Origin of the sequence: Bacillus gaemokensis (genome assembly GCF_001590835.1) — a bacterium.
Lineage (GTDB): Bacteria > Bacillota > Bacilli > Bacillales > Bacillaceae_G > Bacillus_A > Bacillus_A gaemokensis.
The window spans coordinates 503,615-519,623 of the sequence record NZ_LTAQ01000012.1 but is presented as its reverse complement, the minus strand read 5'-3'; the positions used below and the strand labels follow the sequence as shown (position 1 = coordinate 519,623).

The 16,009-nt window shown below is 36.6% G+C and carries 19 protein-coding genes; 11 read left to right on the top strand and 8 right to left on the bottom strand.

Annotated features, from left to right (window positions below; genetic code table 11):
- Positions 1-144 precede the first annotated feature (144 nt).
- The gene (yutH, locus tag AZF08_RS13740; RefSeq protein ID WP_033672987.1) at positions 145-1,146 is read right to left on the bottom strand and encodes a spore coat putative kinase YutH; all 1,002 of its coding nucleotides are present in this window, start codon (positions 1,144-1,146) and stop codon (positions 145-147) included.
- A 120-nt stretch (positions 1,147-1,266) separates the two neighbouring features.
- On the opposite strand from yutH, the gene AZF08_RS13735 reads away from it, so the two are divergent.
- Together AZF08_RS13735 and AZF08_RS13730 are read left to right on the top strand one after the other, a co-directional pair.
- Complete coding sequence (locus AZF08_RS13735; RefSeq protein ID WP_033672988.1) at positions 1,267-1,758, top strand: phosphatidylglycerophosphatase A family protein; 492 nt, start codon at positions 1,267-1,269, stop codon at positions 1,756-1,758.
- Positions 1,759-2,055: 297 nt separating this feature from the next.
- Positions 2,056-2,331, top strand: a complete 276-nt coding sequence (locus AZF08_RS13730; protein WP_033672990.1) for a stage V sporulation protein S — start codon at positions 2,056-2,058, stop codon at positions 2,329-2,331.
- Between the two features lie 94 nt (positions 2,332-2,425).
- On the opposite strand, the gene AZF08_RS13725 is transcribed toward AZF08_RS13730, so the two are convergent.
- A complete protein-coding gene (locus AZF08_RS13725; RefSeq protein ID WP_033672992.1) occupies positions 2,426-2,911 on the bottom strand; it encodes a GNAT family N-acetyltransferase in 486 nt (161 codons plus the stop codon).
- 168 nt (positions 2,912-3,079) lie between these two features.
- Between AZF08_RS13725 and AZF08_RS13720 the strand changes: the two genes are divergently transcribed.
- Genes AZF08_RS13720 through AZF08_RS13695 form a run of 6 tightly spaced genes read left to right on the top strand, consistent with a single transcriptional unit; the run spans position 3,080 to position 8,508 of the window.
- Entirely contained in the window at positions 3,080-4,288 is a 1,209-nt protein-coding gene (locus AZF08_RS13720; RefSeq protein ID WP_033672994.1) for an HpcH/HpaI aldolase/citrate lyase family protein, read from the top strand.
- Entirely contained in the window at positions 4,221-5,603 is a 1,383-nt protein-coding gene (locus AZF08_RS13715) for a phosphoribosyltransferase family protein (protein WP_033672996.1), read from the top strand. Before AZF08_RS13720 ends, AZF08_RS13715 begins: the two co-directional genes overlap by 68 nt.
- Entirely contained in the window at positions 5,600-6,718 is a 1,119-nt protein-coding gene (locus AZF08_RS13710; protein WP_033672998.1) for a cysteine protease StiP family protein, read from the top strand. Before AZF08_RS13715 ends, AZF08_RS13710 begins: the two co-directional genes overlap by 4 nt.
- Positions 6,715-7,530 carry an HAD family hydrolase gene (locus AZF08_RS13705; protein WP_033673000.1) on the top strand — a complete coding sequence of 272 codons (816 nt, stop codon included), beginning with the start codon at positions 6,715-6,717 and terminating at the stop codon, positions 7,528-7,530. The genes AZF08_RS13710 and AZF08_RS13705 overlap by 4 nt, the downstream gene beginning before the upstream one ends.
- Before the next feature lie 59 nt (positions 7,531-7,589).
- Positions 7,590-8,258 carry a vWA domain-containing protein gene (locus AZF08_RS13700; RefSeq protein WP_033673001.1) on the top strand — a complete coding sequence of 223 codons (669 nt, stop codon included), beginning with the start codon at positions 7,590-7,592 and terminating at the stop codon, positions 8,256-8,258.
- A 16-nt stretch (positions 8,259-8,274) separates the two neighbouring features.
- Positions 8,275-8,508, top strand: a complete 234-nt coding sequence (locus tag AZF08_RS13695; protein ID WP_033673003.1) for an MBL fold metallo-hydrolase — start codon at positions 8,275-8,277, stop codon at positions 8,506-8,508.
- On the opposite strand, the gene AZF08_RS13690 is transcribed toward AZF08_RS13695, so the two are convergent.
- Entirely contained in the window at positions 8,489-11,065 is a 2,577-nt protein-coding gene (locus tag AZF08_RS13690) for an FtsX-like permease family protein (RefSeq protein WP_033673005.1), read from the bottom strand. The two genes, AZF08_RS13695 and AZF08_RS13690, sit on opposite strands and share 20 nt — an antisense overlap.
- Positions 11,049-11,837: an ABC transporter ATP-binding protein gene (locus AZF08_RS13685; RefSeq protein WP_033673007.1), complete on the bottom strand. Its 789-nt coding sequence runs from the start codon at positions 11,835-11,837 to the stop codon at positions 11,049-11,051. Before AZF08_RS13685 ends, AZF08_RS13690 begins: the two co-directional genes overlap by 17 nt.
- A 227-nt stretch (positions 11,838-12,064) precedes the next feature.
- On the opposite strand from AZF08_RS13685, the gene AZF08_RS13680 reads away from it, so the two are divergent.
- Positions 12,065-12,649 carry an NAD(P)H-dependent oxidoreductase gene (locus tag AZF08_RS13680; protein WP_033673008.1) on the top strand — a complete coding sequence of 195 codons (585 nt, stop codon included), beginning with the start codon at positions 12,065-12,067 and terminating at the stop codon, positions 12,647-12,649.
- A gap of 373 nt (positions 12,650-13,022) precedes the next feature.
- Here AZF08_RS13680 and AZF08_RS28690 read toward each other — a convergent pair whose 3' ends face one another.
- Together AZF08_RS28690 and AZF08_RS13675 are read right to left on the bottom strand one after the other, a co-directional pair.
- Positions 13,023-13,118, bottom strand: coding sequence for a YjcZ family sporulation protein (locus AZF08_RS28690; protein WP_082245990.1), 96 nt, complete (start codon positions 13,116-13,118; stop codon positions 13,023-13,025).
- Between the two features lie 125 nt (positions 13,119-13,243).
- The gene (locus AZF08_RS13675; RefSeq protein WP_033673010.1) at positions 13,244-13,432 is read right to left on the bottom strand and encodes a hypothetical protein; all 189 of its coding nucleotides are present in this window, start codon (positions 13,430-13,432) and stop codon (positions 13,244-13,246) included.
- 382 nt (positions 13,433-13,814) lie between these two features.
- Between AZF08_RS13675 and AZF08_RS13670 the strand changes: the two genes are divergently transcribed.
- A complete protein-coding gene (locus tag AZF08_RS13670; protein WP_033673012.1) occupies positions 13,815-14,036 on the top strand; it encodes a hypothetical protein in 222 nt (73 codons plus the stop codon).
- Positions 14,037-14,116: 80 nt separating this feature from the next.
- Positions 14,117-14,407, top strand: coding sequence for a hypothetical protein (locus AZF08_RS13665; protein WP_033673014.1), 291 nt, complete (start codon positions 14,117-14,119; stop codon positions 14,405-14,407).
- 77 nt (positions 14,408-14,484) lie between these two features.
- Here AZF08_RS13665 and AZF08_RS13660 read toward each other — a convergent pair whose 3' ends face one another.
- Together AZF08_RS13660 and AZF08_RS13655 are read right to left on the bottom strand one after the other, a co-directional pair.
- Positions 14,485-15,249 (bottom strand): TIGR01457 family HAD-type hydrolase, encoded by a 765-nt coding sequence (locus AZF08_RS13660; RefSeq protein WP_033673016.1) that lies wholly within the window; start codon positions 15,247-15,249, stop codon positions 14,485-14,487.
- A 109-nt stretch (positions 15,250-15,358) separates the two neighbouring features.
- Positions 15,359-15,991, bottom strand: a complete 633-nt coding sequence (locus tag AZF08_RS13655) for a helix-turn-helix transcriptional regulator (protein ID WP_033673018.1) — start codon at positions 15,989-15,991, stop codon at positions 15,359-15,361.
- Positions 15,992-16,009: the final 18 nt, after the last annotated feature.

The window sequence follows — 16,009 nt, the reverse complement described above, 5'->3', positions numbered from 1 at the left end:
CAGAATCGCAGGACGTTGGAGCCCTCTGACAGAGAAGCGCTTTTCGCTTCGTCCGAGGAGGCGAAACGGCCGGAAATTCTAGCCGCTACAACTAGATAATTTATAAAAAAGAGACCACTATGGTCTCTTTTTTATAAATTTCTATTAAGATAACCAATCCAATTTTCGAATACCTAATTTATCAGTAGGAATTCGAAGGGATTCATAAAATTTTCTCATAAATTGCTCTGAGCGGTTCACATCGTGTAAAATGGCTTCTAAGCGATCTCTATATACACTTTTTTGATCTTCATTTCCTGCTGAGTAGTATCCTTCTATCGTTTCAAAGTATTGCAACGGAAAGAGAAGACGCGCAAATAATAGACGCCACCCAAAAGAAGAGAATGGATAATTTCGTTCGTAGTCAGTCACGAACTGAAAAATTGTTTGTTCCCAATCTTTCTTCTTCTCCATTGATACGTATCGAATCCATTCTGCCACATCTCTGCTTGGATGATCGTATACCCAATCAATAGGGACTTTTAATCGCTTCGTTTGCTGCCATAATAAAGGTGTAAAACGTTCTTGGCAAATCGTTGCCGCATCAGCAAGCTGAGGAGTATCATCTATTTCTGTATCAACGACATATTGAATCGCATTTTCAGCAACCCCTAAATAATAAGGGAATGATTCAATAAATAATTGATCAAATACATCTGATGGATGATTAGAAATTTGTGATTGCCAAAATTTCTCTAACTGGTCTAATCTTTTTTCCCACAACGCCTTCCATTCACCGATGCGACTTAATTGCTCTATTTCTTCTGGAAAAAAGGCGCCTCGTTTATGGAACAAAGAAAGTTCGCTTCCTAACGAAGTAGCATGCCTTTCTAACATGCGCATACCTTTTAATAAGCAGTAATTTTTTTCTTCTATCTCACTTACATAGTAACCGTGCACCGTCGGAACGAAAGTCGCAACAGTAATATCCCCTTGCTGGTTCATATAATCGCTTAATTTTTTCATTTCAACAAGTGTCTCTTCTTCCATTGATCCAATCGGAAGCAGTACATAAATTTTATTGCGAATCCAAAAGCTTTTATAGGGGCCAAGGGGGATTAATTCTTTGACATGCATTTGATAATGCTCATAAATATGCTGAATCATCACAGTCGCCACCTATGGTTTTTCTTTATATATATGAGCTTGTGCTCGCCTTTCATTCCTATGCACATGATAAAGCAAAGAAACGTATACAAATACTAAAAAGAAAAAAAGGTGATAAACATGAAAGAATCAAATCAACTACAAGAAAGAGCATTACAACTACTACAAGAGCGTGGTGTAACAATCGATGATATTTCTGAACTTGTTCATTTCCTCCAAAAGAAATATCATCCAAATTTAGAGATGGCAGAATGCCGTTATAATGTAGAACGTGTACTATCAAAACGTGAAGTACAAAACGCATTAATTACAGGGATTGAATTAGATGTCCTTGCCGAAAAAGGAATGTTAAGTGCACCGTTACAAGATATTGTTAAACGTGATGAAGGCCTATATGGCGTTGATGAAGTCATTGCCCTTTCCATCGTAAACGTGTACGGTTCTATCGGTTTCACAAACTTTGGCTATATCGATAAATTAAAACCAGGTATTTTAGAACACTTAAACGATAAATCATCCGGAAAGGTTCATACATTCCTTGATGATATCGTAGGAGCAATTGCTGCCGCCGCTTCTAGTCGTTTGGCACATCGGGCGGACCACGCTGAATAAGGTAAAACAATATTCAGCATAATTTTATGTACTACTTCCAGTTGAAACTATTATAGAAAACATAACGGACCATGTAAAAAAATCATGGTCCGTTATGTTTTGCTGTCTTTTTAAGATTGCTTCATACACCAATCATTTTTTTATTTACACTACCAAACAGGAATAACCTAAAAAGTAGCGAATGAATACGTTTAATGGTTCTGTTTGATTGGGATCTGAATATTAGTTAAAGATATGTTAATTACATTCCTTTTATTAGCCAAAAGAGACCATTAAATAACAGGGGGAGCAATGTATATGGATAATATATTAAAAGTATCATCAAAATCAAATCCCAATTCAGTTGCTGGTGCAATTGCCGGCGTATTAAGAGAAAAAGGTAATACAGAAATCCAAGTAATTGGAGCCGGCGCTTTAAACCAAGCGGTTAAAGCGATTGCCATTGCAAGAGGATTCGTAGCTCCTAGCGGTATTGACCTCGTTCTCATCCCAGCTTTTACAGACATCTCAATCAATAATGAGAAAAGTACAGCAATCAAATTAATTGTCGGTCCTAGAAAAATCAGATCGTAAAAAGATCCATTTAAGAATGATTCACAAACATCCGCACACGATAAGATATGAAAAGACTGATAAAAATCAGTCTTTTTCTTTTTGTATCCATCCTTCAGTTTTTCCTTTCTCTACAAGAATATTTCATTAAAATAAACTCTCTTCCTCTATTATCAAAAGTTGTTTCTGCTATAAATCCTAATTGTTCATATAACGTAATTGCACGTGTATTAAAACTTGCCACACTTAAACGAATCTTCTGTGGTTGAAATTTTTCTTTCGCCACGTCCATTCCAGCTTTCAAGAAAGAACTCCCCATCCCTTTCCCTGTGAGTTCCGGTTTCATTCCAAGTCCAATATCCACAGTATCTTCTCCTATGTATACCTTCGCATTCCTTCCTCCTGGAACTTGTGCGTTTCTCCCAAAACAGAAGTAACCAATTAGTTCTCCATGCACATTACAACATCCATAATATGTACCATCTAACAATTCCTCTATTGTTTCTTCACTTCCTGAAAAACTGTATAACGAATAAGGTTCCTCATACTTCCATGTATTGATTTCTTTTGCTTCTGTTTCTGTTAGTTTGTGTATATTCATTTTTCTTCTTCCTTTCATTTCTTCAAACAATCCACTAACAAAATTCTACATGTATCCTACAATCCATCTTTTTCTTTGAAAATTTTGTAATTTTTCAAAATTACACATGGAAAATTTTTCTTATCATGTTACGATTGAATTAACCATTATAAATAAGGTGGTGACAACTTGAAGCATTTTTCCTATTTATCCCTTGAAGCAAAACAAACACTTTTCTATCAGGAACCAATTGAATTTTCAAAAGACATGTCAAAAAATCAATTAGCTTACGCATTAGGTGCTACTCTATATACACCTGGAACAAAAGAAACCATTGCAGACGACATTGCTACCCAAAAGCATAAAGGTGCAACATCAATTGTACTTTGTTTAGAGGACTCCATTAGTGATGGAGATGTGAATTTTGCCGAGAAAAATGTTGTCATCCAAATGCAACTACTTGCGCATATGATTGATGCAAACAAGCTTCACAAATCAGACATACCACTACTCTTTATTCGAATTCGTGAGCCAAAGCAAATGCGTTCACTCATTCTTGAACTAGGAAATGCGGTTCACTGTATAAGTGGTTTTGTCCTTCCAAAGTTCACACCAGCTAACGGACTGCCTTATATTCATACACTAAGAAATATAAACGAAAAATACTCCCTTTCACTTTATGGGATGCCTATTTTAGAATCTCCTGAAATTATGTATAAAGAAACACGCATTGAAGCGTTATTAGCAATTAAAGCGATACTAGATTCTTACCGCGATTCCATTTTAAATGTTCGCATTGGTGCTACCGATTTTTCAGGCATATTCAGTATTCGTCGCAACAAAGATACGACCATCTATGATATTTCTGTCATTCGCGATTGCATTTCTGATATTATCAATATTTTTTCTAGATCCAAAGATGAATATATTATCTCTGGACCTGTATGGGAGTACTTCGGTAATCAACAACGCGTATTAAAACCACAGCTCCGGCAAACACCATTTCGTGAATCATTCGGCAACGCTGGACTCACAATGCGAGAGGAAATGCTTCAACGTTATGAAGATGGGTTGATTCATGAGGTATTACTTGATCAAGCAAACGGGTTAATTGGCAAAACAGTCATCCACCCTTCCCACATTAAACTCGTACAAGCTATGCATGTTGTAACGCTAGAGGATTATTTAGATGCAAAAGCTATTTTTGAAAATGCTCATACGTATAACGGCGTTATGAAAAGTAGCTTCTCTAACAAAATGAATGAAGTGAAGCCCCATTATAATTGGGCGCGAAAAACATTACTAAAATCTAATATTTACGGGGTGCTACATGAACAACAAACTTTCATCGATCTCCTTACTGAACAATCAAAGCAGCACGTACCACATTTTAAATAAAATTACAGTTCACCTAGACATACTTCATAATCCATATTCATTATCACCAGATCAGCTCTTTCAAATGGCAGCAAGAATCAATAAGAAACGTGGTTTCTTATTTGTGAGCACCATTTTAGGAAAACACCTTCCTACCCCACCAGCTGTCTCTTTAGCTGGCGGGTGTGCTCTTGCAGCAAGGTATATCAAGGTACTGCATAAATCAAAACATCCGTTTCAAAAAGAAATTCTCGATTTACTTTCTTCTAAAAGTCGTGTCGATTATGAACTAGAAGCAATTTTGCAGTATCAATTCCCTTTAGAAAAAGAAATTCTATTTATCGGGTTTGCTGAAACAGCTACCGCATTAGGTCACGCTATGTTTCAATGCTTTAAATATGCGAAATATGTGCATACAACAAGGGAAACGGTATCCGAAATAGAACCGATCATTACATTTGAAGAAGAGCATTCGCATGCAACTTCACATCGTTGCTATGTGGATAAAAGTTATTTTCAAAACGAGCATCAAATCGTTCTTGTCGATGATGAAATGACAACAGGAAAAACGGCACTTAATATTATCAGGTCCATCCAGGAGAAATTCCCTAGAAAAGAGTACACCATCGCTTCTTTACTCGATTGGCGTTCTGATGAACACCGAAAACAATTTACCGATTTAGAAAAAGAGCTTGGTATCACGATTCATGTTATTTCTCTATTAAGCGGTTCAATTAAAGTAATCGGGAGTCCGATCGCTACTTCCTTTTCACATGATGCAACTCCTTATAAATCAATAGAATCAAGGATACAAAAACATATGATTTCATGTCCTGCTTCACCGTATACATCTATAGAACATAATGTCAGCTACATAAACTATACAGGTCGCTTCGGTATTTCAGCTGATGAACAGAAGCATATCCACTCTTTTGCTAGAAAGATTGGCAGTGAGTTAAAGAAAAAAAGAAAAGGCAAAAAGACGCTATGCCTAGGAACTGGCGAGTTTATGTATCTTCCTATGCGAATTGCTGCTGAAATGGGGACAAACATTTCATATCAATCGACTACACGCAGTCCGATTCACCCCGACAGCGAAGATATACAATACGCCATTCACAATCGTTTTTCTTATGAAAGCCCGGAAGACGATGGCATTACAAATTATTTTTATAACATCGAGTCTAACGACTATGATGAAGTCTTTCTTTTTATCGAGCGTGATTGGCAAGAAGAAACCTTGCGTCCCCTTTTAACGCAATTGCAAACTGTAATTCCGCTCATTCATATCATTTCATTTAAGAGCTTAGTAGAAAGCGAAGGTGAAGAAATATGACAGAGACAAAAACATTACAGCGCATTGGTAGTTATGCTGCCAATGATGTTATTTTTCTATTAAAAAATATTAGTGATGTTATAGAAGAACGTTCAACAGAAGAAAGAGAACAAGCCATTCAATCAGGCACACATTACTCTGAAATGCTTCCAATTGAATATAAGCCATCGAAGTCCTACATGGATTTATTCCTTACTTCACTAGAGCGATACAAACGGAAACTGGCAATTGCTGCTGGGGTAGTAGCTGAGCAAATAATAAAGACGAAAGGAAAAAATCTTGTCCTTGTCTCACTAGCAAGAGCGGGCACACCAATTGGCATTTTAATAAAACGGTACATTCGTTATCAATATAAACTTAATTTACCACATTATTGCATTTCTATTATTCGAGGGCGCGGAATCGATGAGAATGCGCTTCAATACATTTTAGAGCAGCATCCAGATCAGACCATTCAGTTCATCGATGGTTGGACTGGAAAAGGTGCGATCAAAAAAGAACTGCGTCAAGCCGTTCGTACATTTAATGAAAAAAACCACGAATACATTTCAGACTGCATGGCTGTACTTGCTGATCCTGGTTACTGCACTTCAATTTATGGAACGCGTGAGGACTTTCTCATTCCAAGCGCTTGTTTAAACGCGACCGTTTCTGGATTGATTAGTCGTACTATTTTAAATGACACATACATTGGCCCACATGATTTTCACGGCGTTAAATATTATAAAGAGCTAGAAAAAGAAGACCTATCTAACTTCTTCATCGACGAAGTCACAGCATTGTTTCCTACCATTGGCCCCGATGTAATAAAACAACTAGAGCACATTATCTCGACATATACAGAACCATCTTGGCAAGGATTGCAAGATATCACCTCGATTCAAAAGCACTTTGAAATTGAGGATATAAACTTAATTAAACCCGGAGTTGGGGAAACAACGCGTGTTTTACTCAGACGAGTATCTTGGAAAATCTTAATTCGGGATAAAAACAATCCGGACTTACAGCACGTCCTACTTCTTGCAGAAGAAAAAAATGTGCCCGTAGAAATCTATAAAGATATGACGTACTCGTGCTGCGGGCTCATCATGCCTATCGGGAGGAAACATTCATGATTTTTGCTAGTGACCTTGATCAAACACTCATTTATTCTCGTAAATCATTTCGCACCATTATAGAAGATGAAGATATTCAGCTCATCGAGACATTGGATGGCAAAGAAATCTCTTTTATGACACATAAGGCTATTTCATTATTACAACAGCTACAATTACAGGTTCAATTCGTTCCTGTGACAACAAGAACAATAGAGCAGTTTCAGCGCATTACACTATTTCAAACTGAAGTCATTCCGGAATATGCGATCACAAGCAACGGTGGCAATATTCTTCATAACGGTAAACAAGATGTCGTTTGGAAAAAAAGCATCCAAAAGAAGCTTTCTGCAGAATGCTTAGAAAAAGAAGCTGTACTAACGGAGTTTCAACGAATTGCCCATGGGGACTGGGTCATTTCACAAAAAACAGCGGATCACCTATTTCACTATTGCATCATCAGACGTGAAAACATTCCATATGACGAGTTAAAAGAGTTTACCGATTGGCTAGACGAACAAGGATGGGATCACTCTCTACAGGGTAGAAAATTATATTTCGTGCCAAAACCAGTAAACAAATGGGATGCTGTTCAATACATAAAAGAAAAACTCCAGGCAAGCACCGTCATTACAGCTGGAGACTCTTTGCTTGATCTATGCATGCTAGAAGGAGCAAATCATGCATTTGCGCCTCTTCATGGTGAACTCGAAACAAAGCAAAGGAGTTTATTACCTCACATTACAAAAACAACTGAAATTGGTATATATGCAGCGGAGGAAATCGTGAGTAAGACTCTTCAAATGATCCATAGTTCTCTTCCTACTGCCTAATTTATACATACTTCAAGAATCGGCATCCTTGTTACATAATAAAAAAAGGAGCGATTATATTGACTACAATTACATTAAGAAAAGAAGCGGTGCGCGTTGTATTAGAGAAAAAGAAATTAACAGGAGTCGTCGCAAAAGTGGCACTCGTATTAGACATTTCTGGTTCCATGAGAACATTATACAAAAATGGTACTGTACAAGAAGTAGTTGAACGCGTTCTTGCCGTTGCAAGTCAATTTGATGATGACGGCGCACTAGATATTTGGGTGTATGATAATGAATTTTCTCGATTACCAGCTGTTACTGAGAAAGATTTTGTTAGTTATGTAGATAAACATATTTTAAACAACCCTTCTATTCATAAGTTTGGGCGAAATGAAGAACCACAAGTCATGGAAGATATCATTAGAAAATATACAATTGAGGAGAAAAGTGAAGAACCTGCTTTTGTCATTTTCATTAATGATGGAGGCTGTAAAAAAGGAATTCAAAAACCAGTTGTAACGTCTTCTAACCAGCCAATCTTTTGGCAGTTCGTCGGAATTGGCAATGGCAAATTTGATGTGCTAAGAAAACTTGATGAAATGGATGGACGTTTCATCGATAATGCTAACTTTTTCTACATTCGAGATATCGAAAAAACAACAGATGAAGCGTTGTATGACAATTTATTAAATGAATTTCCATTGTGGATAAAAGAGGCGAAGAAGAAACGAATTTTATTCTAATATAGAAGGTGTTATTTTGATTGAACAACTATCCTTAGGCTTTTCTAATATCTTTCTAATTCGTGGTGATAAAACCATCATTGTCGATACTGGAAGAACTGAAAACGAGAATCGTATTTTACGAGCACTTAAAGAACGAAATATCTCACCAACAGATTTCTCTTTAATTTTACTAACGCACGGACACTTTATGTTCCTCAATAAAAAGACCGCAATGATTGCGGTCTTTCTTACGCTGATAATTCCTTGAGCGTATCACTTAGTTTAAATTTCCTTAACTGGAATGAAGCAATTATTGCTGCACTTGTTCCGAGTATAACACTTGCTACTGCTAGTAATAGAACTTGATTATAAGGAATTGTAATAACGGTTAATTCTAAACTTGATAAAACGATATAACTGAAAATTACACCGCCTCCAATTCCTATACACCCAGCTATTGCACCGAGTAATGTACCTTCTAACCACACAATTCTTCGCATTTGCTTAGGAATAGCTCCGACTGCACGAATCATACTAATTTCAGCGCGTCTTTCATGTAAACTTGCAACAATCGCATTCATTAACCCTATACCTGAAATAACGAAGATAATGACCACCAATAACCGAATTAACATAACCATTTGGGTTAGTAACTGCTCTTGCTCTTTTAACAAATCAGTACTATTGATAACCTCTACATTTTCTTTACCATTTGTTATCTGTGTTACTTTCTTCTTAATTGTTTCAAAAGGTACCTTAGAGTCCGTCATAATTTGAATCGATTCATATCCTTTTACATGAAACATATTTCGCGCCCATTGTTCATTTACAAAGACGTAAGAAGTACCCTGCATTCTCAAGTTTTTCTCGATAATAGAAACAACTTTAATCGTTTGTTTTTCTTTTTCCTTCCCTTGCACTTCAATTACATCATGCAGCTTAATCCCTAAATTTTTTGCCGTATCTTTTGTAATCACTCCTTCTCCATCTTTTAATGGAGTGCTCAAATTTTGTCCAGAAACGACTTTCATTTTTGTCACTTCATGAAAAGCAGTAATATCAGTACCTACAACACCCATCGTTTCATAACCATACTTATTTTTCCTCATAAACTCGTACCATTCTTGATTTGCCTTTTTAAAGTCATAATTTACGAGTTTAGATGTGAAATCAGGGGCTGCTCCGACAATTTCTTTTACTCCCTCAACTTTTTGCACTTTTTCTAACCAATTAAATGGTAAACTTTCAATTCCTTGTGCTTCCATTGGGACACGAATAACTAAATCTGCTGGTAAATTCCTTTGTAAACCTTGTCTCATCCCTTCATACATCGCATTTACATACATCGTCCCAACTAGTGACAACATAAATCCAAATGCCAAAATTGCAACTGACACAGCCGCCTTTTTACGATAACGAATAACATTTCGGCCACTAATCGTTGTCTCAATGCGAAATATCATTTGGAATGGTTTAGCGATAACTGGCGTAATAATACGAATACATAATGGAATTGTAAACAACAGACCAATTGCAAACAAAATGGCGCCAATCGCACTTGGATTAAAGCCGATATACTTCTCTGCAGCTGCTCCGCTTAAACCAATTATGATCCCCATTACTAAAACAATAAGACTGAAGATACTCCATTTCCGTTCTTTCTTTTGATTGCTCGGAAGTCCAGGTCGTAAGGCTTCAACAGGAGGTATTCTTCTTACCATAAATGCTGGTATAATCGCGCCTATTACAGACATGATAATCCCTAATAAAAACGTAATCAGTAAAATCTCACTTGAAATAGAAAACGATTCTTGTCCTGTGCTTTCTACATTCACCCACTTGTTAATAAAGGAAGCTGCAAGTCTATGTGTGCTGGCGCCAAGAACAACTCCTACGAATGAACCAATTGTTCCAATACATAATGCCTCTAATAAAACAACGAGAATCACTTGGTTTGGATTACTACCAAGCGCACGTAATAAAGCCCATTGTTTAAAACGACTTCTTACCGATAAGAAGAAGCTCCCCATAATCAGAAGCGCCACGACAAATAGAGCAATTCCGCCTAAACTAAAGATCAATGGCTTCATCACATTTAATCTTTCAAATGCTCTATCTACATATGTACGCTGATCTATTTTTATATTTTCAAGTTTCTTATTGGCATCACTAGCGATCATTCTCTTCATATTCGCATCGGATGTTTTCACTTGAACAAGGTTAAATTGATCTTGTAGGCTTAATTCTTTTTGCATCCAATTAATAGGGAAATATGCACTGTGTCCCATCGCAGCCATCGCTGGTGGCTTTAAAATCCCTACGACTTTAACAGCTTTTTCACCATACGGAGGGAAAGGAAGATGAATCGTGTCTCCTACTTTCATATTTTCTCGATCCGCATACCCCTTCGTAAGTGCTACTTCTGCTCCTTCTTTCGGATATCGTCCTGCTGCAACTTTATAAGAATGCATATCGGGAGAATCTCGTTCAACTCCCCAATACGATGGTTTGCCAGAAAGTTCTTTATGATTTGGTAACGGATAAGGGATAAGTACTTTTGATATTTTCTCGGCATATTCAAGACCATCTAGTTCTTTTAATTGCTCATTATGTAAGTACATATCATTTTTGATGTAACCAAATTGCAAATTATAATCCCCGTAACGACTTACAACTTGCTCTTTAACGCTTTGTTCTACAGATTGGTTCCCAAGTAGAAGCATCGTCGCTAACATAACACCTAGTGCAGCCCCAAGAGCGATTAACATGTTTCTTAGCCAATTCTGTCTAATAGACTTGGCCGCATATTTAATTATCCAAGACATCGCTCTTATCACCTACCTTAAAGTGCCTATTCATAATCTCTTGAATTTGGGTAACTTGCTGCGGAATATGTCGAAATTTCCAGCCTTTATTTTCAGCATGTTCATGAATTACTTCACCATCTAGTAGGAAAATAACTTTATCCGCATGAGCTGCTACAAACGGGTCATGCGTTACAACGACAGCTGTTTGTCCTAATTCATCACAAGCATTCCGGAGAGCTGCAATAATATTTTTGCTATTTTCAGAGTCCAATGCCCCTGTCGGTTCATCTGCTAATATAATAGCTGGTTCATTCGCAAAAGCTCTCGCAATTGCAACCCTTTGTTGCTGACCTCCTGATAGTTGCGATGGTAAATGCTTTTCTTTCCCTTTTAAGCCAACGAGCTCTAGTAAACGCTTTGCCACTATTGTCGCCTTCTTCCGCGGGACATTATCTAACAGTAACGGTAGTCCCACATTTTCTTCCGCATTAAATACTGGTATTAAATTAAACTGTTGAAAAATAAAACCGATTTTATGCCTCCGAAACAACGCGAGTTCTTTTTCTTTTAATGATGAGATTTCTGCATCATCTACTCGAATGCTTCCCGCTGTTGGAATATCTAATCCTCCAAGCAACTGTAAAAGAGTGGTTTTCCCCGATCCACTCGCTCCCATAATACAAACGAAATCACCTTTTTGAATTTGAAGATGAATCCCCTTTAATATCTTTGTTTTACTATCGCCAAGATCAAACGATTTTTCTAACCCCTTAATTTCAATAATATTCATCTCATATTCCCTTCTTTTTCTATTTATCCATCTATATATTCTATTTGAAACTCGAAATCCCTACTATTTTGTATTTCCATGTAATATATACTATTTTTTTATTATTCTTCCAATTAAAAAAGGTAAATTATTTGACTGCAAACACAACAGTAACCATAATAGTTACACGAACTTTATTTTTACATCGGTACATACTATCAACATATCCACAAATAGGAGGAACAAAGATGAAACATTTAATCGTTTATGCACATCCAAATCCACAAAGTTTTAACCATGCAATTTTAGAAACTGTAAAAAGCGAATTAGAAGACAAAGGTCATGACGTACGCGTTCGCGATTTATATGAGTTAAATTTTAATCCCGTATTAGGAGCTTCTGATTTCGTTTCATTTTCTCAAGGCAATACGCCCGATGACATTAAAGAAGAACAAGAACATATCACTTGGGCTGATAACATCACATTTATTTATCCAGTTTGGTGGGCAGGTCTTCCTGCAATCTTAAAAGGATATGTTGATCGTGTATTTAGCCATGGCTTTGCGTATGCTTATAGAGAAAATGGAATTGAAAAATTATTAAGTAGTAAAAAAGGATTGTTATTATCCACAATGGGGAATACAAAAGAAGCTTATACAGCAAGCGGTATGTTTGATGCAATGAAGAAAACAACTGATGCTGGTATTTTTGAATTTACAGGAATTGAAACGTTAGAGCATACATTCTATACAAGTGTTCCTTCTGTGGATAACGAGATGAGAAAACAATATCTTGAAGAAGTAAAAGAAGTCGTAAATCGCTTATTAAGCTAACACCAATATGATCAAGTAGATACATCGCTGTTCCATAGGAAGACTATAAGAACAAACATGTAGAGAACAAACATGTAGCTCCTATAATAACTTTCTCAATATCAAATATGGCCACATATGATAAAATAACGATAGGATGGGAGTCCTAATACATATGTGGTTTTCAAGTCAAAGAAGGCACTCGAAAGGGTGTCTTTTTAACATCCACTTATAGATAGTACGAACAAGACCAACAGAATAATTACTATGGATATCCCAAAACTGAATGCGATTGCCTGATCCATTGTCTCTCCTCCATATTGTCTAATATTCATCTATAAAAATAAAAAAGACACTCGGGATGAGTGCCTTTTTAGTAACCGAACCCGCCGCCCTAACAGCTCCACCCAATGATGATTAATAGGATGAACATCACGATTAGTAAAGTGAATCCGCCACCGAAGCCACCACAGCCAGCTTCATACCCCATATGAACTCCTTCTTTTATTAGGGGGTCAAAACAGTGGGGTGTGGATGTTTGAACGGATCTACATTACTTTATGCTGATTGACGCTGAATGAGCAGGTCCCTTTCTGTAATTTATTAACTTTATTATCATACATCTATACCAATTATATTTCCGTTTGAATCTAACCTTATATATACTTCTCCATTTAGAAGGTGAGCATTATATATACGACTTTTATAAGTTGGTATTTCAAATTGCTTTCCATCTGATACACACTCAAGAATGATTGTATCTTCATGTTTTCTCCATCTTATTACTTTCGCATAAGTGATCATTTGAAGTCCCCCTCTATATCATGTTATGTGGCTTCATATAAAGTGAAACTTTATATGTATGAGAACAAAAAAGTGCTCTAATTGAGCACTTTTTTGTTCTCGCGTATTGAGATGACTCATTCAAAACCGTGACTTGGGGACCTGGTTCTGACAAATTTTTACTACACTCATAGATTAACACCTAAACAAAAAACAGTAAATTGAGAATATTTGAACAGAATATTATTAATGTTTAGTATAGATATTTTCCACTATATCTATAGGAAAAATCACTATTGACCTTCAAGTAACATGAAAGTTTAAGCTGTATGTAGAGCAGATTAAACTTTCATCTTTACATTTACAAAAAAATAATCAATACAATTATAAGGAGAGTACAATTATGGGTTTTGTTTGTGTTGTAGCAGATGCAGAAAATATGATTATACACACTGATGGTATGATTACTAAAGAGGAAAATGGTAGTCTTGTAGAAATAAAATCAGATTATAAACACTTCGAACAAATTTCAACTAACCAATTTATTGCATTTTTAGGACCATATGAAGTATGTAAAAATATCGATATACAAAGAAACGATATACAAGAAAGCCTTACAATTTAAAAGAATTAGCTTATGAAATCGAGAAAAAATTATTACACTATAGTCAGGAAGAAAATATAATCCAATTTATTGTAGGAGGTGTGGATTATAATAACACCGTTGCTTATATCATACAAAATAACAATCAGCCGCCTATATGTATTGCACCTCAGAACGAGACAGATCATTTAACATTTATTAGCCTATCAAGCGACAAACTAGATAAACATATAAAGAGTAATTTAGAATCTCTTTTCACACAGTATTTCGAGGAAACAAATGGTGAATTGGTTCTTGCGTTAGAGAAATTAAACAATTTTGTCTCCCAAAATGACCCTACTGTAAATAACAATGGATTTGGAATGGTTACAAGAGTGAAATCTTATCGTTGAAATTGTGGATACAGGAGATATTTCATGTTGTTATTCAGCCAAAAAAACAGGCAATCGAAACGATTGCCTGTTTATCTTTACATCTTCTCAATCCACTCCGTCAAGTTATGCACAACCCCTGTTGGCTGCACATCATACTCTGTTAACTTCTCCACAGTTGTGACTCCAGTGTGGACAAGAAGCGTATGCATACCAGCATTTATCCCCGCTAAAATGTCAGTATCATAGTTATCCCCAACCATTAATGCTTCTTCTTTCGCCATACCAAGTACCTTCAATGCTTGTTCCATAATAATGGATTCTGGTTTACCGATGAAAATTGGATCCACACCTGTGGATACTGCAACAACAGATGTTAATGAACCGTTTCCAGGTAGTAAGCCGCGCTCAGTTGGAATCGCAATATCCCCATTTGTAGAAATGAATGTCGCACCGTTACGTACTGCCAGACATGCTTTTGCCAGCTTTTCATATGTAATGTCGCGATCTAATCCAACAACAACGAAATCAGGGTTTTCATCTACAAGTTCAAAGCCTTTTTCCACAAGTGCGTCATGCAATCCTTCTTCACCAATTATATATACAGTCGCATCTTGCTTACGCTCATAAATAAAGTTCGCTGTTGCCATACTCGTTGTAAATACTTGCTCTGGCTTAGCAGGAATATCGAAACGAACAAGTTTTTCTGCCACTTGTTCTGGCTTACGCGTTGAGTTATTTGTTACAAATAAATATGGAATACCACGTTCCTCTAATGCCTTTACAAAGTCGCTCGCTTCTTCAATTTGTTCTTCGCCGCGGTACATTGTACCGTCTAAGTCGATTAAATAGCCTTTATACATCTATAATGTCTCTCCTTTTATCCTAGAGTTCCCCACCTACAATACCCTTCTTATATTAACCGTTTTTGCCAAAGAAAAAAACGCTTCGTCTCAAAGCGCCCCATAACGTTCATTTTTTCTCTTTTATATGATACGAACAATGACAATCACCATTGCACATATTTGACAACACCTTCACATTTCCATCCGAAAATAACCGCTTATACATATTTTCTTCATCCAAACAAAGCTGTGGATATTTTTCAGCAACAGCCTTTAAAGGACAATTTTGTTTTTGTAATACGTACGAGCCGTCTCCCTCTTGCTTCACTTGAACCATATATCCATTCTTCTCTTGCATAGCAGCAACTTCCCTAAGTTTATGCAATACATTTTCTTGGCGACTTATTCGTTTTTGTAATTGCTCCTCCATTCGCTTCGTCCTTGCTTCTAAGACTGCATTTACAAGCGTCTCATCACCAATTCCCTCTAAATCCTCTAGTAAACCTAATGCAAACTGCTTATAGTCTTTCGGAAATGAATCTTCCCCTTTTTGGCTTAAAGCGTATACATATGTTGGGCGTCCGACATGTTGACGCACCATTTTCGATTGAATCACTTGCTCTTTCTCAAGCTTACTTAAATGCCTTCGTACTGCCATTTCTGTAATCTCTAGAGATTCAGCTAGCGTGCCAACTGTTTGTTCTCCATTTATTTTTAAAAGCTGTACAATTTCTTCCTTTGTTGTACGTGCTTCCCCCATTTCTCATCCTTCTCCCTT